We start from the raw sequence: 18,728 nt of genomic DNA on the forward strand, positions 1-18,728 counted from the left end.
CCGGTCAACCGGCAAGCATGCGCAAGCCTTGCGTCACGTCCGAGCGTACCGCCAACCGAAGGCCTGGCTCATCCCCAGCCTTGAGGGCGGCGATGATGAGCCTGTGAAATTGGGGCGGCTCTGTCCGCCTAAGACGTCCGTATAGCGCCCGCATCGTCGGCCCCATCTGCAACCAGACCGTTTCAGCCATCGCGAGCATCGCAGGGGCCTGAGCACGCAAATATAGGGTGCGGTGAAATTCGAGATTGGTGCGGATGTAGCCAACGGCGTCGCCGCGATGCACAGCTTCGGCGATAGCACCGTTGATCGTTTGCATCCGCTCGATCAGCGCCATGTGGGCCCTTGGCAAGGCACGGCTTGCAAGTTCCACCTCCAGAAGCGCCCGCAAAGCAGCGAGTTCTTCGATGCGATCGTTGCTCAGCTCTGGCGTGGCGATGCGCCCGGACGTCGACATGGTCAATGCCCCTTCGGCGACCAAGCGCCGCGCTGCTTCGCGGGCGGGTGTCATCGATACACCGTATTCCTTGCCAATTCCACGAAGCGTCAGCGCCTCACCCGGCGGTAAATCGCCATGCATGATACGGCTGCGCAGGTGACGGAACACACGGTCATGTGCGACAGAGGTGGCTTCGGTGGGGCGGGCGGTCAAGGACATGCAAGCCTTGTGATCACAAGCCCGCACCCGGTCAAGTTATTCTTCCTGAAGCGGGTCGTGACCCCAGTTCATCAGCGAGTACCGCCACGCGGAGTTTTCCACACCATCAGCCGGTCCACCCTGCGATAGGTGGCGTTTGATATAACCTACGACTGTCGCCATGTGATCCCACTGATCGTCGGTGATCTCGTCTTTGTTCGTACGCTTAATCTTTACGATGCGCCGCCCCGATTTGTGACCGGTAGATTCGCCGCTTTCATTGTCACCCACGGATTTGGATTCGTCCGTCTCCAGCCAATCCTCAAGCTCTTTTGGGGCCATATTGACCAGATCGCGCCATTCCTCCCAGATCTCGTCGTGTGATTTCGATGATGACATGCCGATGCTCCTTTGGTTCTGCAAAAGTTACAATGCATCCCGGCCATGACAGGTTTCTCAGAATTTATAGCGGTGTAGGGCATTGCCATTTTTGCGCAGCCACGTGCGCTGTTCTTTGTAGGGGCCATAGATCCGCTCGACCCCGGCCCAGAACGCAGGCGAATGATTCATCTCGGCCAGATGCGCGACCTCGTGGGCGGCGACATAATCCAGCACTTCCGGTGGGGCCATGATCAGCCGCCAGGAAAACATCAAGCCACCGTCACTGGTGCACGACCCCCACCGCGACCGCGTGTCGCGCATCGTGATGCGGCTGTAGGGTCTCCCCAGCCTAGCAGCGTAATCGTCACAGGCACCGGCCAATCTGTCTCGTGCCACCTCGCGCAAGTAGGCACCGAGTTTGGCACCTATCCGGTCTTCAGGTCCGGGTACTGCAATAGCGTTCTCGGAAATCTGCACGCTGCGTCCTTGCCCCTGCACTACCTCAACCAATTGCCCACCCAACGGAATTTGCTGCCCTGGCTTCACGATCTGGTCTTCGCCCCGCGCCTCAAGGTGCTTGCGAATCCATGCTTCCTTGGATCGGGCAAAGGCAAGCGCCTCACGCTCGGCAAGCCGCTTCGGCATTGTCAGCGTCACCCTCCCGTCCAGCTGCGAAATGCGCAACGTGATGCGCCGCGCACGGGCGGAACGGCGCAATGTAAGCGGAATAGGGGGGGTGCCGGGCAGAACAGGATCGCTCACGTACAAGCTCGCATTGGTCGGTGGGACGGCTAAAGCCTTTGACTATCCCCCTGTCATATGGCACTTGCCCTGAATCATCTACACGCAAACGCAATTTACCATGAGAAGGGGTGTTTCATGCCCAACGAAGAATGGGGAACCAAACGCCTGTGCCCCACAACGGGCAAGCGGTTCTACGATTTGAATAAAGATCCCATCGTCAGCCCTTATACGGGCGAAGTGCTGGAAATCGACGCGTCAAAGTCGCGTATGATTGCCGCCGACGCCGAGGATGCCGTGACAGCCAAAGCCAAGAAGGCGGAGGCCGTTGAAGACGATGATCTGATCGATGACGAAGATGACGTCGATGTGGATCTGGACGACGATATTCTGGACGATGATGACGATGACGATGACACAGTACCGCTGGATGACATCGCTGACGTTGCTTCGGACGACGAAGACTGAACAGAACACGGGGCGGACGGGGTGATTTTTCCCTTGATCCCGCCCCGCGTTGGCACTAATCACGCGCCACTACCCTAGGTCTTGGCCTTATGGGGCATTAGCTCAGCTGGGAGAGCGCCTGCATGGCATGCAGGAGGTCAGCGGTTCGATCCCGCTATGCTCCACCATTATCCATTCATTGATTTTGGTGAGACGCTTGTGACTGGTGACGGTCCTGATTGCGTTTGTGCGCGATCCAGCCTTTCTAAAAACCACGCTACAAGCAGCTTTGTATCCTAACCCCTTGACCTGCAACGCGGTCTGGCTCCACCATTATGTCCATATTTAAGCAATTGGACTGACCATGGATTTCATTAAGCACAGCGTCAAAAAGGGCGAGACGCTTTCAAAAATCGCCACAAACTACGGTTTCGCTGCGCGGGACTGGGACAAAATATATAACCACCCCAAAAATGCGCCCCTGCGCAAGCTACGGCCCGATCCCGATCATATTGAACCGAAAGACATCATTATTCTGCCCGCCATTCCCGGTAAGAAGATCGATGATGAACTGAAATCTCTTGGCGCAATGCGCGACAAACTTGAAACGATGCCTCTCTCGGTCAAAAAAATCACGATGGAAGCAAAGCGCATGAACAAAGAGGCAATGCGCATCACAAAAAGCGGGCAGATGATCCAGTCAGACATCCAGGTCCTGCGCGGGATGCAGGCGCTGCACAAATCCGAAATTACCGCAATCGACTCTGTTACCGCTAAGGCGGTTAAGGAAGCGAAAGCGGGACCCGCCGACAGCCCCAAGGCATTTGCCCTCTTCCAACAGCGACAGGAAGCCCTAGCCAAACTGATTAACACGCTCAAGACGATTGATGAGGCCGACAAACACATGCGACGTGACCCGAAAAAAGCGATGTTCGCTATCGGCGTGCTCAATAAAGATATGGTGAAGATCGAGAAACTGACAACGGAATGGACTAAAGCGCACAATGACGCCCTGAAAGAAATCAACGGCCGGATGAAAGAGTTGAGCGCTGAGCGGAAGAACACCGTCTGATCGCAAGGCAGCTTGGCCAAATGCGTTGATCGGGGTAGAGAGAAGCCAACGTCCGAAAGGCTCCAGATGACTCCGCTGACGCTCACCTCTCTTGCCGATCTCAAGTCGCTGGATGTCGATACGATCATTGATGTCCGCGCGCCGTCCGAATTCGCCGAAGACCACATTCCCGGGGCCATAAACCTGCCCGTCCTAAGTGACCACGAGCGTGCAGAAGTCGGCACCGTATATACGCGTGTCAGCCCCTTCAAGGCCCGCAAAATCGGTGGCGCACTGGTGGCGCAGAATACCGCGCATCACTTGCAGACGGCGCTGGCGGGCAAGGACGGGGGCTGGCAACCTTTGGTATATTGCTGGCGCGGCGGCCAGCGTTCCGGCGCATTCGCAACGATTCTCGATCAAGTCGGCTGGAGGGTTCGCCTCCTTCAAGGCGGGTATCAAAGCTATCGCCGTGAGGTGGTGAAATCTCTCTATGACACACAGTTTTCCCATCGCATCACGCTGATCGCCGGTGGCACAGGCACAGCGAAAACTGCTTTGCTGCACCATCTTGCGGATGCGGGTGCCCAGATGCTGGATCTGGAAGGGTTGGCAGAACACCGTGGCTCCTTGTTTGGCGGCATCAAGTCTAATCAGCCTGCGCAAAAGATGTTCGAGACACGGGTCGCGGCAGCGCTGGCGGCACTGGACCCAGCAAAAACCACTTTTATCGAGGCGGAAAGCAGCAAAATCGGTCAGCGGATTGTACCACCCGCGCTGTGGGCTGCGATGATCACCGCCGACCGCATCCAGATTTCAGCACCGATTGATGCGCGCAGCCGGTTTCTATGCCGCGCTTATGCCGATCTTACTGAAGACAAAGCGCATCTGGGCCATCTGATCGATCAGCTGCGTCCTTACCATTCAGCTGATATAATCGCCTTGTGGCACGCACAGGCCACAAAAGGGGAATGGCAAGCGCTCGCGGCTGGACTGATCACTGCGCATTACGATCCGCGCTATGCCAAGTCCGCCGCCAGTGCCCAACCTGCGGCGCAGACGATAGAACTTTCCGATCTGGATGATGCGACCTTAGCCAAAGCCGCCAAACGGCTGGCAGGCGGATCAACGCAAGGTCACGTTTCCGCTGCCGCCGGATAGGCTTCCGATCACGTGCCCCCGCACACCCGCCGCTTGCAAGGCATTTAGGGTCGCCTCCACTTCTTGCGCTGGAACAGCGGCAAGCAATCCACCCGCTGTCTGGGGATCATAAAGCAGCGGATCGTCCGCTCCGGCAGTTTCTGCATTACTCCGGTTTGCGGGCATCAAAGTTGATGAAACGCCGCTTTGCGACAGACCGCGCGCGCCCTGATAGATGGGAATATCGTCGCAGCACAGCATAGCATCCAGTCCGGAAGCTTTGGCAATCGCCCGGACGTGGCCTGCCAACCCGAAACCGGTCACATCCGTCATTGCATTGGCGACGCCGCCCAGAACTTGCGCTTCGCTGTTTTGCGGTTGAACCATGATCGCCAAAGCCGCAGCAACATCGCGACCGTCGGCCTGCCCCGCCATGTCCGCCGCCATAATCACACCTGACCCGATGGGCCGCGTCAGGATTAACACATCGCCATCTTTCGCACCCGCAACTGTCAGCGGCATCGCGGCGCGTGTGCCCGTGACCGTAAAACCGATGGTCAGCTCCGCCCCCATGGTTGTATGCCCGCCTACCAGTTGCGCACCAGCGCCGGCCATCACTTCTTCAGCCGCCTGCGTGATCTCTCGGAGCGTCCGTTCTTGCAAAGCGGCTGACATCTGCGGCACCACGATCTGCGCCAATGCGACCTGCGGTGCTGCACCCATGGCCCAGATATCGCCCAAGGCATGTACCGCCGCAATCCGCGCCATCTGGGCGGGGTCCTCAACCAGCGCACGCAAGTGATCTGTACTGATTACCTGAAACCCACCGCCGGGCTGGCGCAGGACCGCGGCGTCATCCCCTGCCCCTGTAACGACGTCGCCCCCAACCGGAGCGATCCCGCTCAGCGCTGCTTCCAGAACGCCGCCGCCCACCTTGGCACCACATCCGCCACACAAAGGCTTTGCCGCCAGCATCTCGGCAACGCCTGTCGCGGCTTGCGGAGCCTTCGGCTGCGTCATCACAGGCAAATCTGCCAAGCGGTCCATGAACGCACGATCAATCCGGTCCTTCCACCACCACAAAAGCGACCCTGACAGCGTCACACCGAATTTCTCCGCCAACGCCTTTTGGCCGCCCAGCGAGATCAGTTTGAGATAGGATTTTTGCGGATGCCACTGCCGACGCTTCCCCACACCCAAAGCCGCGCGCAGGTTATGTTTGAGGATCGGCGCGGCACGCACTGCAAACACACCCGCCTTGGGTCGCGGATCGGCAGGCATGACTGCACAATCGCCCACCGCAAACAGACTGCTGTCGCCGCGCACGCCCAGATCGCGACCAATCTCGATGAACCCGTCGTTCTGCGGCAAATCGGTCCGCGCGATCCAGTCATGTGGAAACGCGCCGGCCGCACCGACGGTCAAGGCGGACGGCACCGGATCGCCTCCTGCCAGGAAAACGTGATCTTCCGTCACTTCCAGAACCCGCGCGTCCGTTCTTACGTTGACACCCAGACCTTCCATCGCAGCCAGCACACGCCGCTGTGCCGCAGCACCCATCCCTGAAATCTCCGGCCCAGCCTCGATCACGGTTATTTCTGGCGCTAACCCCTGTTCCTTCAGCGCAAATGCCATCGCCATGGCAAGCTCGCATCCTGCCACCCCGCCGCCGATAACCGTCACCTGAGGTGCAATCCTACCCTTTGCCGCCTTTTCCAGAAAGTCGCGCCAGCGTGCAGCATATTTATCCAGCGGTTTGGCCCCGATAGCATGATCCGCAAACCCACTCAGCTCCATCTCTGCCGTGATGCCCACATCAATCGACGCCACATCATAGACCACAGGCCCCCGCTTCGCCAAAACGATCTGTTTGGTCACGCGGTCAATATCTACCGCTTTATCAAGGATCAGCCGGGCCCCCGCATGACGGCAGAGCCGCACCAGATCGATCTCCAGCTCGTCACGGCTGTAGTGCCCTGCCACATGCCCCGGCAGCATGCCCGTATAAGGTGCCGTTGGTCCCGGATTGATCACCGTCAGTCGTGCGCCCGGCAGTGGGTCCATCCCCCAAGACCGCAACACCAGCGCATGGGCATGTCCGCCACCGACCAACACCAGATCGCGGGTATAAGGGATATCCTGCCGCATAAGTGGAACGCCTCTTCTTCACTTGGCCAATAGCCTCTGGGAGAGTTTGAGAGAGCTAACGCTCTCATTCCCCAAATAAGGTCGACTGCGGACTTGCCCGCACCTTCGGCTTTACAGCTACTCCAGATACACGGCTAATGAAAATCCCGCGACTTGGGGATCACGCGCACGTCACGGGGGTGTTTCCGTCCGCCAACCTGACCTGCGATAGGATGCGTCGGATGATCGCCCCGCACCGTGGTCTGCGGCACCCGCTCGTCCGACAGCGTGTCCAGCCGGTCTGTACGGTTCTCCAAACGGTCCGCTACAACGTGAATGACCCGCCCGTCGCTTTGCACCCGCCCGTGCACCACCAAGAGCCGCGCGCCCATGATAATTGCGCGCCATGTCTCGAACAGCTTGGGCCAGATCACCAGATTGGCCACACCACCTTCATCCTCCAGCGTGATAAAACACACACCCTTTGCCGATCCCGGCTTTTGCCGCACCAATACCAAGCCCGCCAGAGACACCCTCTGCCCATGCCGCATGCCGGGCAATTCGTCGGTGCAGCGGAACCCCTTGCGCTTCAGACTAGATCGAAAAAAGCTCATTGGATGTGCCTTCAATGACAGCCGCAGCGTCTGATAGTCCGCCACGACATGCTCTGCCTGCGGCATCACCGGCAAACCGACGACCGGCTCATTCCCCTCATCAACCGCCTCGGCGTGCTCAAAAATTGGCAAGCTCGGCGCGTCCTTCAGCCCCTGCGCCTGCCAAAGCGCCTGACGCCGGTCGATACCCATGTTCCGCATCGCATCCGCTGCCGCGAGCCGCCTCACTGTGCCGCGATCCAGCTTTGCCCGCGCCTTCAGATCCGCCACATCGGCAAAAGGCTCGTCCCGCGCGGCGACAATGCGGTGCGCTGCCTCCTGTCGCATTCCGTCCACCTGCCGCAGCCCCAAACGCAACGCAAAGCCGCCCGCACAAGGCTCAAGCGTGCAATCCCAGTCCGAGAAATCCACATCCACTCCGCGGACCTCGACCCCGTGCTCCTTTGCGTCCCGCACGATCTGCGCAGGGGCGTAGAACCCCATCGGCTGGGAATTGAGCAACGCACAGGCGAACGCCGCAGGATAATGGCACTTCATCCAGCTCGACACATAGACCAGCTTGGCAAAACTCGCCGCGTGGCTTTCGGGAAAGCCGTATTCCCCAAATCCCTTGATCTGGTCAAAGCACCGTTGCGCAAATTCCAGATCATAGCCGCGCTGCGTCATCCTTCCGACCATCTTGGCCTGCAAGGTCTCTATCTGCCCCCGCGACCGGAACGTCGCCATCGCCTTGCGCAACTGGTTTGCCTCCAACGGCGAAAACTTTGCCGCATCAATCGCAATCTTCATCGCCTGTTCCTGAAAGATCGGCACGCCCAGCGTCCGCCCCAGAATGCGTAGCAGTTCATCCTGCGGATACTCCGGCCCCGGCGCAGGATAAGACACCCCTTCCATCCCCTGACGGCGCCGCAAAAAGGGATGGACCATATCGCCCTGAATGGGGCCTGGCCGCACAATCGCCACCTCGATCACCAGATCGTAAAACGTGCGCGGCCGCAGCTTGGGCAACATCGCCATCTGCGCGCGGCTCTCGACCTGAAACACCCCTAGACTATCCCCCGCGCAAAGCATGTCATAGGTGTCGGGGTCTTCGCTGGGTACCGTTGCCAGATCGTAATCGACCCCCTCATGCGCCCGCAGCAGGTCAAAGCACTTGGCAATGCAGGTCAGCATCCCCAAAGCAAGAATATCCACCTTGAAGATACCCAGTGCGTCGATATCGTCCTTGTCCCACTCAATAAACGAGCGCTCCGGCATGGCCCCGTTTCCAATCGGCACCATCTCTGTCAAAGGCCGCTCCGTCAGGATAAATCCGCCCACGTGTTGGGACAGATGCCGTGGCATGCCTGTCATCTCCCGCGCCAGCAGAATCACCTTGCGCAAATACGGATCGCTGAGATCCATACCTGCATCCTTGACCCGCTCGTCCCCCATCTGACCTTCAAAACTGCCCCAGACGGTACTGGCCAGTTTAGACGTCACATCTTCGGACAAGCCCATCGCCTTGCCCACCTCACGAATGGCCGAACGGGGACGGTAATGGATGACAGTCGCACACAGCCCCGCGCGCTCCCGACCGTACTTGCCGTACATGTACTGGATGACTTCCTCGCGCCGCTCATGTTCGAAATCCACGTCGATATCCGGCGGCTCGTCACGTTCTTCGGACAAGAACCGTTCGAACAACACGTCATGCTCTTCGGGATCGACCGCGGTGATCCCCAGGCAGAAACAAACGGCAGAATTCGCCGCAGACCCGCGCCCCTGACACAGGATTGGCGGTTTGGCCTCCTGCCGTGCAAACCGCACGATATCGTTGATTGTCAGGAAATACCGCGCAATGCCCTTGGACCGGATCAGCGCAAATTCCTTTTCGATGATCGCCTTGATCCGGTCCGACACGCTTTGGGGATACCGCCACGCCGCGCCTTCCCACGTCAGCCGCTCCAACTCTTCCTGCGCTGTACGCCCCTCTGCCTCTATCTCGTGCGGGTACTCGTATTTCAGATCCTCCAAAGAAAACGTGCAGGCATCCGCCACAGCCCGCGTCGCGTGGATGGCATGCGGCCACTCATTGAACAGACGGCACATCTCGGCCGGAGATTTGAGATATCGCTCGGCATTCGCCTCCAGCAGAAACCCTGCCGTTTCAATCGTGACACCCTCACGAATGCAGGTCATCACATCCTGCAAAGGCCGCCGCTGCGGCAAATGGTACAGCACATCATTCGTTGCCAATATGCCCAGCCCGTGCCGTTTGGCGATGGCGTCCAACCGCCCGATCCGCGCCACGTCATCGCCCCGATAGAGATACGCCGCGCCGATGTGCCTCAGCGTCGGCAGTGCGGCCACCAACCGTTCCAACCCCGCTTCGAACACCTCCAGATGTTCGGGTGGCATCACGATCAACTGCACACCTTCTGCAGAGGCCGCCAGCATCTCCAGGGTCAGATGCGTTTCGCCTTTCTCCTGCCAACCGCCCTCCACATCCGCCATCTTACCCTTGCTGAGCAGGGTCGATAGCCGAGCATAGGCCGCGCGATCTGCCGGATAGGCCAACATCTCGGTACCGCACATCAACACCAGACGGGTACCGATCAGCGGCCGCACCTTTGCCTTCTTCGCTTCGGTATGCATGCGCACCACACCCGCCAGCGTATTGTGATCCGCGACCCCCACAGCGTCATACCCGAGCACATTTGCCGTCGCAGTCAGATCGACCGCATCCGAAGATGCCCGCAGAAACGAAAAACAACTCGCCAGCCCAAGCTCCACAAACGGGCTGGGAGGATGCCATTGAAACGGGTCTTCGTTGTCCAGCGTGCGCCGCTTATGTCCTTCTTGTTGGGGCATAGGTCATGAAAGATAATAAGGCGGCACCGATCCTGGCCGGGGCTGCCCGTGCTGCCCACGGGCGGGAAAGCCGGAACATCCACAATCATTCGGGAAGGCGGGCGGGATGTCGTGCGCCAGCACGCATGTCGTCCCGACGCTCACGCAAAAATCCCCTGTACGAACCATCGCGGATCGCCGCCGCGCCCGTCGCCCAATATCCCCTCACGGAAAATCCAGAACCGCCGTCCGTCTTTGGCTTCCACCTTGTAATAATCCCGCAGCCTTGTGCCGGGTCTGTCGCGCCACCACTCCGGCGCAATGCGTTCCGGTCCTTCGAACCGTGCCGTGAGATATGTCACCCGCCGCCAGCGAAACCGCGCAGGCGGGCCTTCGGGCACAGCATAAAGCACCGCAATCTCCTCCGCCGGCTCCAACAGACGCAAAGGCCGCTCCTTGAGCAAAACAGGACCCTCTTTCGCATCTCCTGCCAACGCGGGCACGCGACCCTCAACCCTTTCAGGCACATGGCTTTGACACCACGCCGACCATGTTACTTTCTCCGGCCCCAGTTTCGCGGTCAGCCGGTCCAGCAACGCCGCCACATCACGGCCCGCATCGCGCGCACCGTCCAGATGATCCTGATGCAGGGCCAATGGTTCCGCCACCAACGCCTCCAACGTCAGCAGATCAAAACCGAAACCCGGATCGATCCCGTCCAGTTTGCCCGCCATCAAACGCACCAGATGCGCGGCTTCACGGCTGGCAGAGGCCAGCGCCACATCGCGGCTCCGCCATTCCCCATCCACACGGTATATCGTCAGCCGCAACCGCCGCGCCCCCAGTTCCGCGCGCGCCAACTGGCGGCACAGGTCCACTGCCAGCCCCTCCAGATGCGGCACCGGGTCAATCACCGGTTCCGGCAAGCGCGTCCGCGCCATCCAGCGCTGCCCGTCCTTGGGCGCATTCAGCGGATCACCCAACCGCCCCAATGCACGGTCCAGCAAAACAAGCGGGTTCGCATCCGCTGCCATCCGGTCAAACCGCCGCATCAAGGCCACACGCGGTACCTCCATCAGACGGCCGATCGTCTTGAGCCCCAACCGCTGCAACAGGCGTACCGTATCCTCCCCGATCCGCAACGCCTCTACCGGCAGCGGGGCCACCGCCACCTCGACATCTTCCGGTCCGCAAATCACACCGCCACCGCCGTATCGCGCCAGCATCTGCGCCGCACCGCGTGTCGGGGCTACCGCCAACCGCGCCGACAATCCCTGCATCTTGAACCGCGTACCCATGTCATGCAGCATTCGCGCCTCGCCACCGAAAAGATGCGCCGCGCCAGTGATATCGAGCAAAATACCGTTCAAACCGTCGCGCACCGTCCAGGGACACCAGCGCCGTGCCCATGTCGCCACGCGGTCCAGCAGCTTCCGGTCACCCTCGACCTGCGCCTGTTCCACATGCAGATCGGGGTGGATCGCCTGCACATCCACCACACGTGCGCCCGTCAATACACCCCGCTGCACAGCTTCGGCGCTCATGGCGTGCACAACAGGCCCATGCGTGCCCTGCACCGCCAACACCACCGGAACATCGTCACCGGGCAAAGTCCGCTGCTGGCGCACGATCCTGCGCCACCGGTCCATCGCCAGATCGGGAAAGCAGACCGAGACGATGCGCGCGCCCTCCGGTTGCAGGCTCATGCCGGGCCTCCCACACACCGGGCGCACGCCCGCGTGCGCGAAACAGTTCGGCTTCCCAGACCGGTGTGCCGGGTGCCGCACGGTTCCATGGATGCACGTCCGAGGGCAGCGAGGATATCCGCCACCGTTCGCGCGCGGCACTCAGCGCCCCGTGATCGCCCGACCGGATAAGCCAGACCGGCACGCCCGATTGCTCTGACCTCAGCGCCAACCGCTTGGTCGCCGTGAAGCTGAGCACTTCGGGTGCGCCGTGTATCTCGCCCACAATGGCCGACAGACCTGCACAGGCCGCACCCTCTTCCATCGCCCAAAGCACATCGCGCGGATGGCTGACCTCGACGCGCAGCACTTGTCCTTTGAACCCGAACTGACGCAACGCAGGACCATAAAGCCGTCCGTTTTCCTGCCGCGCCATCCGGTCGCTGACCCACAGCACCGGGGCATCGCTGTCGGGCAGACAAGACAGCACAAACCCGGTCAAAGCCCCGTCGAAAGGGGCCGCAGACACGACATCGCGCAACACCGCATCGCCCCCGTCCGGGCGCGGCACGTCCTGCACCAGACGCTTGGAGGACAGGGATATCACCTGCCCCAAGGGAGAATCGCCTATGATGGAATCGGTTGTCATGCATCCCTCCATTGTTCATGTTTTGTTCTATTTGTGAAGATAGCGCAGCATGTCACGCATTTCCAGCACAGCCGCACATGTCGTTCAAATTTTCCGGTGGATCAACCAGCCATAACGCCGCTTGGCGTCGCGTTACCGAACCAGATCGCGCCCAAGCCGTGCTTCAAGCAGGTTCTCGGAATGCTCTATCAATCTTTCAAGCATCGCATTGAAGGTCTGCACTTCCTCGGGGCTCAGCGGAGACAGCACACGTTCGTTACTTTTCAGAACTTCGTTGAAGATGCGGGCATACAACGTGTCCCCGGCTTCGGTCGTGTGCAAAGAGATGGCGCGGCCATCAAGCGGATCGGGCATGTTCTTGATAAGCTCTTTGCTCAAAAGAGCCTTAATTACCCGACTTGTCTGGCTTTTATCCATCAGCAGAAGGTCCGCCATATCCCCTGCACGGCAGGGTGCGCGTGACTTTACCAGCGCCAGAAGCCGCCATTCATTGAGGCTCAGATCAAACAACCGCTCAGACCAGTGGTGACCTGCACGTTCCCCGATGGACACCATGCGCTGCAACCGGAAGGTAATAACGTCTTCGATCGAGACTGCCTTTGGATGGCGGGCCACCGGCTGGGTTCCATCAAAACTCTCGTCTAGTCCACCATTCATACCAACCTCCCGTAATCATCCGAAATCTTACATCCACTAGTGGAAAAAATCCATGGATTAAATTCCCAGACGTGTATTGCATAGGACCGCAGGAAACGGCGCGTGAAAACAAACGATGTACAATCCTGACCAAACCCACTAGAGGCAGCCCATCCCAATGCCTCGGCTCTCGGCCTGAGGCTGCCTGCCCTTTGCGCATGGCCCCCTCAGAACAGGACGACCCCAAGTGATTAAAACAATCGCAGATGCGCTTGCCGCACAAGGCTATGAAACATTGACCGCCGTTCAGGAGGCAGTGACCGATCCCGAATTGACGGATCAGGACCTGCTTGTCTCGGCGCAGACCGGTTCGGGCAAGACAGTTGCATTCGGCCTTGCTATCGCACCGACACTTCTTGGAACAGACGAACGTTTCGGACCCGCCTCTTCGCCCCTCGCGCTGGTCATCGCACCCACACGTGAGCTGGCCATGCAGGTCGCCCGCGAGCTGAGCTGGCTTTATGCACAGGCCGGTGCTGTCGTGACCACCTGCGTAGGCGGCATGGACCAGCGGACCGAGCGCCGCGCACTGGATCGTGGCGCACATATTGTCGTGGCTACCCCCGGGCGGCTTTGCGATCACATCAAACGCAGCAACATCGACCTGAGCGAACTGCGCGCAGTGATCCTCGACGAAGCGGACGAAATGCTGGACATGGGGTTCCGCGAAGAGCTGGAATTCATCCTTGATGAAGCGCCCGAAGATCGCCGGACCCTCTTGTTCTCTGCCACCGTGCCTGCCGCGATTGCCAAGCTTGCCAAGTCTTACCAGCGTGATGCCCAGCGTATCGCCACCGTTGGCGAAGCCAAGCAACATGCTGATATCGAATACCGTGCGCTGAATGTGCATCCGCGTGATACAGAGAACGCCATTATCAACGTGCTGCGGTTCTATGAAGCCAAGAACGCCATCGTATTCTGCAACACACGTGCCGCTGTCGCGCGTCTGACCACCAAATTCACCAACCGCGGTTTTTCTGTTGTTGCCCTGTCGGGCGAGTTGAGCCAGCAGGAACGTACCAACGCACTGCAAGCCCTGCGCGATGGTCGCGCCCGCGTATGTATCGCCACCGATGTGGCCGCACGCGGTATCGACCTGCCAAACCTCGAGCTGGTGATCCACGCCGATCTGCCATCAAATGCCGACACATTGCTGCACCGTTCCGGCCGTACAGGTCGTGCCGGTCGTAAAGGCGTGTCCGCCCTGATCGTGCCACCCAAGATGAAGACCAAGGCAAACCGCCTGCTGGGCTGGGCCAAATTGAGCGCCACATGGGATGCTGCGCCTTCGGCAACCGAAGTTATGGCCGCAGATGAAGCGCGCCTGCTGTCCGATCCGGCATGGTCCAATCCGGCCCCTGAAGATGCAGCAGGCTTTGTGGCCTCCCTGACCGAAAAATTCACGCCAGAGCAGTTGGCGACCGCGTTTGTCAATCTCTACCGCGCGCGCGCGTCTGCTCCGGAAGATCTGACGGATCCCGGTTCCAAGGACGAGCGTCCGCGCCCAAGCTTCGGGCCGTCGGTCTGGTTCTCCGTCTCGACAGGCCGCAACGATGGTGCCGAACCGCGCACCCTGTTGCCGATGGTTTGCAACAAAGGCGACCTGACCAAGGACGACGTAGGCGCTATTCGAGTGCAGCAAGATCACAGCTTTGTCGAAATCCTTGCCTCTTCGGCAGACAAGTTCATGAACGCGCTGGGCCCTGACAGAGTGATTGAGGACGACACAATCGTGACCCGTCTGGACAAGGCACCCGATTTGCCACGCGGACCAAAACCAGGCGGCAACCGTGGGCCCAAACCCGGCGGCAAACCGCACCGCAGGCCGGCCTATGATCCTGATGCACCATCCGCTCCGGCAAGGTCGCGCCCTGCGCGGACCGAATCGCCCGCTGCCGAGGCACGCTTTGAAAAGCCCAAGTCGGACAAACCAAAATTCGACAAGCCAAAGCACAAGCATGCCGACAAACCCAAAGGGGAACGCCCTCCGAAGTCCCACAAAACCGAGCGGTCTCCGATGAAGCCCGGCGCAAAACCGAAACCGAAATCCAATGGTGAGGAAGGCGGGCGACCGAAGTCAAAGGCTGTTTGGAAGAAGGACGGACCTAAGGCAGACGCACCGCGGGCGGGTAAAGATGGCAAGCCCAAAGGCGGTAAACCGTTCAAATCACGTGAGGAAAACTCAGGTGGGGCCAAGACCTACAAGCGCGCGGGCGACCCTTCAAAGCGCTTTACGCCCCCAAACAAGATCGGCAAGCCAAAGAATAAAGGTGGTGCCACCACGCCACGGCGCGACAAGTAAGAAGACGTTCACAGTCATGAAGAAAGAACGCCGGGATATTATCCCGGCGTTCTTTTTTATGCGGGGTAAAACCCCAAGGTCTGAGCCCCAAAGGCTGATGACTACCCTTTACCCTTCCAAGGCACGAGGAACTTCTCCGCCGCCCGCATCAGCATATCGATACCAAAGCCGATTACACCGATCAGAATGATACCCATAATTACGATGTCGGTATTCTGGAACTTCGATGCGGTCATGATCATCATACCGGCACCCTGTTCCGCCGCGACAAGCTCTGCCGCAACCACTGTGCCCCAACAAACACCCATCGCCACACGCGCACCGGTGAAAATCTCGGGCAGCGAGTTGGGAATGATTACGTAGCGCATGATCTGCCATTTGCTTGCACCCAAAGAATAGGCCGCATGCACCTTGGAGATTTTGACGCCGGACACACCAGAACGCGCAGCAATCGCCATGATCCAAAGCGCCGCAAGGAACAGCAGGATAATCTTACCCGCCTCTCCGATACCGGCCCAGATGATCACCAAGGGGATCAATGCCAGCGGCGGCACAGGACGCATAAACTCAACAATCGGGTCAAACCAACCCCGGAACCAATTGCTCAATCCCATCGCATATCCCAGCGGGATGCCAACGATTGCACCCAAAAGGAAACCGACAACGACTCGGAACAACGAGAATCCCAGATGCTCAAGCAGCGTGAAATTCCGGAAACCCTCGGATGCAATTTGCAACGTACGCGTCCAGACTTCCTCCGGTGCGGGCAGGTAAAGCGGCTCCATCTGCCAGCCCTTTCGGGGGGCAAAGTTTGGCGTGCCTTTGTCCGATAGTGTGACTGTTCCGTCTGCAGTCTGCACGCTTTGGCCCGGCGCAATCTTCTTGCCATCAATGGCGATAACCTTTGCGCCATCCTTTTTGGTGATATCATCATTTCTGTCGACATTCACCAAGCCGGTGCGCCACTGCGCGATTGCCACGGAATCGTTTTTGGCAAATCCATCACCGGCTTCAACTTCGGGCGCATCCTGAGGCTGCCCGCGCGGATGTACCAGCACCGTTACTGTTGCATCGTCGGGCCCCTGCCCTTCGGCCTGCGCTGTGTAGGTAAAGCTGGTCGTGCCCTCAAATGGTCCAGGTGCATGCAGGAACTCCGGCAGCAATTTGGAACCGGTAAAGACGCCCCACATCAGGAAAATAGTCAGGATCGAAATAATTCCCGCGGCACGATTGGGGCGAACGGCACTTTCATCGCCGAAAGTCACGGTTTTGAGCGACGTGTAATCGCGGGTGCCAGCACCCTGTACCACCTTCGTAACAAGGAAGAACGCGACAACAAAGATCGCGATATACATCAGCAGAGGGATCATGCCGCATCCTCCTTGGTGCCCATAATCTCTTCTTCCATATCCCAGATCATGTTGAGGATTTCCTCACGGCGCGGCCCGAATTCTGGATGCTTTTTGACCTCACGAAGGTCCGCCCCTACGCCCAGTTCGGCAAAGGGCAGGTGGTATTCTTTGTGAATGCGGCCCGGTCGCGGGGCCATCACGATCAGACGTTCACCCAGCAGCAGCGCTTCCTCTACAGAGTGGGTAATCAGAATGATCGTCTTACCTGTCTCTTTCCAGAGTTTGAGCACGAGGCTTTGCATCTTTTCGCGGGTCAACGCGTCAAGCGCGCCCAGCGGTTCATCCATCAAGATGACATCCGGGTCATTTGCCAGACAGCGGGCAAGTGCTACACGCTGCTGCATCCCGCCGGACAATTCATAGACGGCTTTCTCTTTGAAATCCTGCAATCCCACCACATCAAGCAGGTGATCGACGATCTCTTTCTTGTTGTTCTTCGGCATGCCCTTCATTGACGGGCCAAAACCTACATTCTCGCGGACGCTCATCCATTCGAACAGCGCGCCTTGCTGGAACACCATACCGCGTTCGGCATCCGGTCCGGTGATTGTGTGCCCATTCAGCGTCATCACACCGGACGTCGGCGCCAGAAAGCCAGCCACGATGTTCAGCAACGTAGTCTTGCCACAGCCCGATGGCCCCAGCACGCTTAGCAATTCGCCTGCTTTCAGATCAATCGACACATCCTGCAACGCTTGGACCGCACCGCCGTCTGGCAGATCGAAACGCATGGAAAGTTTATCAATGGAGAGTCCGGTCATATTTTCCGCCATCCCGCCCCTGTCAGGGTCATAAGGGCAGGGTTTTCCCCGCCTCTGGTCATCATTGTAGTGATGGCGCGGCCCTTATCAGGCCGCGCCACAGTCGTCTTACATGCCTTTGGCAGCTTCAAGCGGGCCTGTGTTCACAGTCCCCTCATAGCTGTCGAGAGCAGAATCGATGGAACCCGATTCAACAAACACGTCCGCCACACCCTTCATGAAGGGGGCTGCGTTGCCACCAAACCATGCGGATGAAAGCTGCTCTTCGATTGTTGGGAATACAAAACCGGAGATAGATGCGCCCGCCGCTTCGACGTCCATACCGGACTGCTCTGCAATCACGGCGAGCATTTCGTCGCTCTTGTTAGCGGCCCACTCGGCGTTGGCATCTGCCGTTACCTTTACGAACTTGGCAACCGTGTCGCCGTTCTCGGCAATATAGGACGCAGGTGCGGATGTGACGTCAAACACCAAGATACCCAGTTCTTGCTTTTCAGCACCGGTCAGCAGGATGTTACCGTATTCTTTCATCCGGCTCAGACCACCGCCCCAACCGCAGGCGAAATCAACAGCGCCTTGTGACAGCGCAGCCGCCCCTTCTGGTGGCGCCATGTCAACGATCTGAAGCGAGGCCAGATCAACACCGAAGTGATCCATTTGACGCAGGAAGCCGTAGTGCGCCGCCGTACCCAATGGCACGGCAACCTTCTTGCCTGCCAGTTCACCGGCAGAATCTTTGTCGATCTCAAGCTCGGAGCGAACAACGCAATTGTCGTTGTCGGAATAAGACACGGCTACATCAACGATCTGAAGGTCCTGGCCACCTGACGTTGCCACAACGAACGGTGGGACACCCTGTGAAACGGAGAGCTGCACGTCGCCCGATGCCATCGCCGCGGACATTGCTGTACCCGTTTCGAAGGAAACCCAGTTCACTTTCATGCCCAGCGCTTCGTCATAAGAACCGTCAGCTTTGGCTGCGAGGAATGGCATTGGCCACTCAAGGAAATATCCTACGGTAATTTCGCCGTGGCCGTCTGCAAAAGCAGCCTGACCTGTCATCGCCATCACAGCAGCGGCAACAAATCCTGTTGTTGTCTTCTTGATCATTGTGTTCTCCCTTTGATCATGTATCGGCCCTTTTTGCGGGACGCTATTTTTAGGGTCTGGCATTCGGCCAGGTGCAAAACTGATACGTCGAATCTCAATATCAACGCCCTCACGACAGACATCCGCATTCACCATGTCGCGTCTGA

The 18,728-nt window shown here is 59.0% G+C and carries 15 protein-coding genes and 1 tRNA gene; 5 read left to right on the top strand and 11 right to left on the bottom strand.

The window, feature by feature from the left end; genetic code table 11:
* Positions 1 to 4: 4 nt before the first annotated feature.
* Genes Z946_RS0106440 through Z946_RS0106450 form a run of 3 tightly spaced genes read right to left on the bottom strand, consistent with a single transcriptional unit; the run spans position 5 to position 1,777 of the window.
* Positions 5 to 655 (bottom strand): GntR family transcriptional regulator, encoded by a 651-nt coding sequence (locus tag Z946_RS0106440; RefSeq protein ID WP_025054905.1) that lies wholly within the window; start codon positions 653 to 655, stop codon positions 5 to 7.
* Positions 656 to 691: 36 nt separating this feature from the next.
* On the bottom strand, positions 692 to 1,033 hold the full coding sequence (locus Z946_RS0106445; protein WP_025054906.1) for a DUF3140 domain-containing protein: 342 nt from the start codon (positions 1,031 to 1,033) through the stop codon (positions 692 to 694).
* Between the two features lie 57 nt (positions 1,034 to 1,090).
* Positions 1,091 to 1,777: a M48 family metallopeptidase gene (locus Z946_RS0106450; RefSeq protein WP_025054907.1), complete on the bottom strand. Its 687-nt coding sequence runs from the start codon at positions 1,775 to 1,777 to the stop codon at positions 1,091 to 1,093.
* Between the two features lie 117 nt (positions 1,778 to 1,894).
* On the opposite strand from Z946_RS0106450, the gene Z946_RS0106455 reads away from it, so the two are divergent.
* The 4 genes from Z946_RS0106455 to mnmH all read left to right on the top strand — a co-directional run bounded on the left by Z946_RS0106455 (position 1,895) and on the right by mnmH (position 4,415).
* Positions 1,895 to 2,224, top strand: a complete 330-nt coding sequence (locus Z946_RS0106455) for a TIGR02300 family protein (RefSeq protein WP_025054908.1) — start codon at positions 1,895 to 1,897, stop codon at positions 2,222 to 2,224.
* 91 nt (positions 2,225 to 2,315) lie between these two features.
* Positions 2,316 to 2,391, top strand: a tRNA-Ala gene (locus tag Z946_RS0106460).
* Between the two features lie 176 nt (positions 2,392 to 2,567).
* Entirely contained in the window at positions 2,568 to 3,275 is a 708-nt protein-coding gene (locus Z946_RS0106465; RefSeq protein WP_025054909.1) for a LysM peptidoglycan-binding domain-containing protein, read from the top strand.
* A gap of 66 nt (positions 3,276 to 3,341) precedes the next feature.
* On the top strand, positions 3,342 to 4,415 hold the full coding sequence (gene mnmH, locus Z946_RS0106470; RefSeq protein ID WP_025054910.1) for a tRNA 2-selenouridine(34) synthase MnmH: 1,074 nt from the start codon (positions 3,342 to 3,344) through the stop codon (positions 4,413 to 4,415).
* Here the strand turns inward: mnmH and selD are convergent.
* The 5 genes from selD to Z946_RS0106495 form a co-directional block, all read right to left on the bottom strand.
* Positions 4,380 to 6,542, bottom strand: coding sequence for a selenide, water dikinase SelD (gene selD / locus Z946_RS0106475; protein ID WP_025054911.1), 2,163 nt, complete (start codon positions 6,540 to 6,542; stop codon positions 4,380 to 4,382). The two genes, mnmH and selD, sit on opposite strands and share 36 nt — an antisense overlap.
* Positions 6,543 to 6,676: 134 nt before the next feature.
* Complete coding sequence (locus Z946_RS0106480; protein WP_025054912.1) at positions 6,677 to 9,988, bottom strand: error-prone DNA polymerase; 3,312 nt, start codon at positions 9,986 to 9,988, stop codon at positions 6,677 to 6,679.
* A 140-nt stretch (positions 9,989 to 10,128) separates the two neighbouring features.
* Positions 10,129 to 11,673: a Y-family DNA polymerase gene (locus tag Z946_RS0106485; protein WP_241461307.1), complete on the bottom strand. Its 1,545-nt coding sequence runs from the start codon at positions 11,671 to 11,673 to the stop codon at positions 10,129 to 10,131.
* The gene (locus Z946_RS0106490; RefSeq protein ID WP_025054914.1) at positions 11,567 to 12,301 is read right to left on the bottom strand and encodes an ImuA family protein; all 735 of its coding nucleotides are present in this window, start codon (positions 12,299 to 12,301) and stop codon (positions 11,567 to 11,569) included. Before Z946_RS0106490 ends, Z946_RS0106485 begins: the two co-directional genes overlap by 107 nt.
* Before the next feature lie 132 nt (positions 12,302 to 12,433).
* Positions 12,434 to 12,958, bottom strand: a complete 525-nt coding sequence (locus Z946_RS0106495; RefSeq protein WP_025054915.1) for a MarR family winged helix-turn-helix transcriptional regulator — start codon at positions 12,956 to 12,958, stop codon at positions 12,434 to 12,436.
* 226 nt (positions 12,959 to 13,184) lie between these two features.
* Here Z946_RS0106495 and Z946_RS0106500 point away from each other — a divergent pair, with 226 nt between their 5' ends.
* Positions 13,185 to 15,299: a DEAD/DEAH box helicase gene (locus Z946_RS0106500; protein ID WP_025054916.1), complete on the top strand. Its 2,115-nt coding sequence runs from the start codon at positions 13,185 to 13,187 to the stop codon at positions 15,297 to 15,299.
* A gap of 101 nt (positions 15,300 to 15,400) precedes the next feature.
* Here the strand turns inward: Z946_RS0106500 and Z946_RS0106505 are convergent, their stop codons facing one another.
* From Z946_RS0106505 to Z946_RS0106515, 3 genes are all read right to left on the bottom strand, one after another.
* Positions 15,401 to 16,669 (bottom strand): ABC transporter permease, encoded by a 1,269-nt coding sequence (locus Z946_RS0106505; protein ID WP_025054917.1) that lies wholly within the window; start codon positions 16,667 to 16,669, stop codon positions 15,401 to 15,403.
* Positions 16,666 to 17,472 (bottom strand): taurine ABC transporter ATP-binding protein, encoded by an 807-nt coding sequence (locus tag Z946_RS0106510; protein ID WP_025054918.1) that lies wholly within the window; start codon positions 17,470 to 17,472, stop codon positions 16,666 to 16,668. The genes Z946_RS0106505 and Z946_RS0106510 overlap by 4 nt, the downstream gene beginning before the upstream one ends.
* Positions 17,473 to 17,580: 108 nt before the next feature.
* The gene (locus tag Z946_RS0106515; protein WP_025054919.1) at positions 17,581 to 18,582 is read right to left on the bottom strand and encodes a taurine ABC transporter substrate-binding protein; all 1,002 of its coding nucleotides are present in this window, start codon (positions 18,580 to 18,582) and stop codon (positions 17,581 to 17,583) included.
* Positions 18,583 to 18,728: the final 146 nt, after the last annotated feature.

Source organism: Sulfitobacter noctilucicola (assembly GCF_000622385.1).
Classification (GTDB): Bacteria; Pseudomonadota; Alphaproteobacteria; order Rhodobacterales; family Rhodobacteraceae; genus Sulfitobacter; species Sulfitobacter noctilucicola.

What these genes read in the sequence shown, in the direction of transcription:
- Z946_RS0106510 (WP_025054918.1), bottom strand. Translation starts at nt 17,472, where the DNA reads ATGACCGGACTCTCCATTGATAAACTTTCCATGCGTTTCGATCTGCCA.
- Z946_RS0106465 (WP_025054909.1), top strand. Translation starts at nt 2,568, where the DNA reads ATGGATTTCATTAAGCACAGCGTCAAAAAGGGCGAGACGCTTTCAAAA.
- Z946_RS0106515 (WP_025054919.1), bottom strand. Translation starts at nt 18,582, where the DNA reads ATGATCAAGAAGACAACAACAGGATTTGTTGCCGCTGCTGTGATGGCG.
- mnmH (WP_025054910.1), top strand. Translation starts at nt 3,342, where the DNA reads ATGACTCCGCTGACGCTCACCTCTCTTGCCGATCTCAAGTCGCTGGAT.
- Z946_RS0106485 (WP_241461307.1), bottom strand. Translation starts at nt 11,673, where the DNA reads ATGAGCCTGCAACCGGAGGGCGCGCGCATCGTCTCGGTCTGCTTTCCC.
- Z946_RS0106455 (WP_025054908.1), top strand. Translation starts at nt 1,895, where the DNA reads ATGCCCAACGAAGAATGGGGAACCAAACGCCTGTGCCCCACAACGGGC.
- selD (WP_025054911.1), bottom strand. Translation starts at nt 6,542, where the DNA reads ATGCGGCAGGATATCCCTTATACCCGCGATCTGGTGTTGGTCGGTGGC.
- Z946_RS0106490 (WP_025054914.1), bottom strand. Translation starts at nt 12,301, where the DNA reads ATGACAACCGATTCCATCATAGGCGATTCTCCCTTGGGGCAGGTGATA.
- Z946_RS0106480 (WP_025054912.1), bottom strand. Translation starts at nt 9,988, where the DNA reads ATGCCCCAACAAGAAGGACATAAGCGGCGCACGCTGGACAACGAAGAC.
- Z946_RS0106445 (WP_025054906.1), bottom strand. Translation starts at nt 1,033, where the DNA reads ATGTCATCATCGAAATCACACGACGAGATCTGGGAGGAATGGCGCGAT.
- Z946_RS0106505 (WP_025054917.1), bottom strand. Translation starts at nt 16,669, where the DNA reads ATGATCCCTCTGCTGATGTATATCGCGATCTTTGTTGTCGCGTTCTTC.
- Z946_RS0106495 (WP_025054915.1), bottom strand. Translation starts at nt 12,958, where the DNA reads ATGAATGGTGGACTAGACGAGAGTTTTGATGGAACCCAGCCGGTGGCC.
- Z946_RS0106440 (WP_025054905.1), bottom strand. Translation starts at nt 655, where the DNA reads ATGTCCTTGACCGCCCGCCCCACCGAAGCCACCTCTGTCGCACATGAC.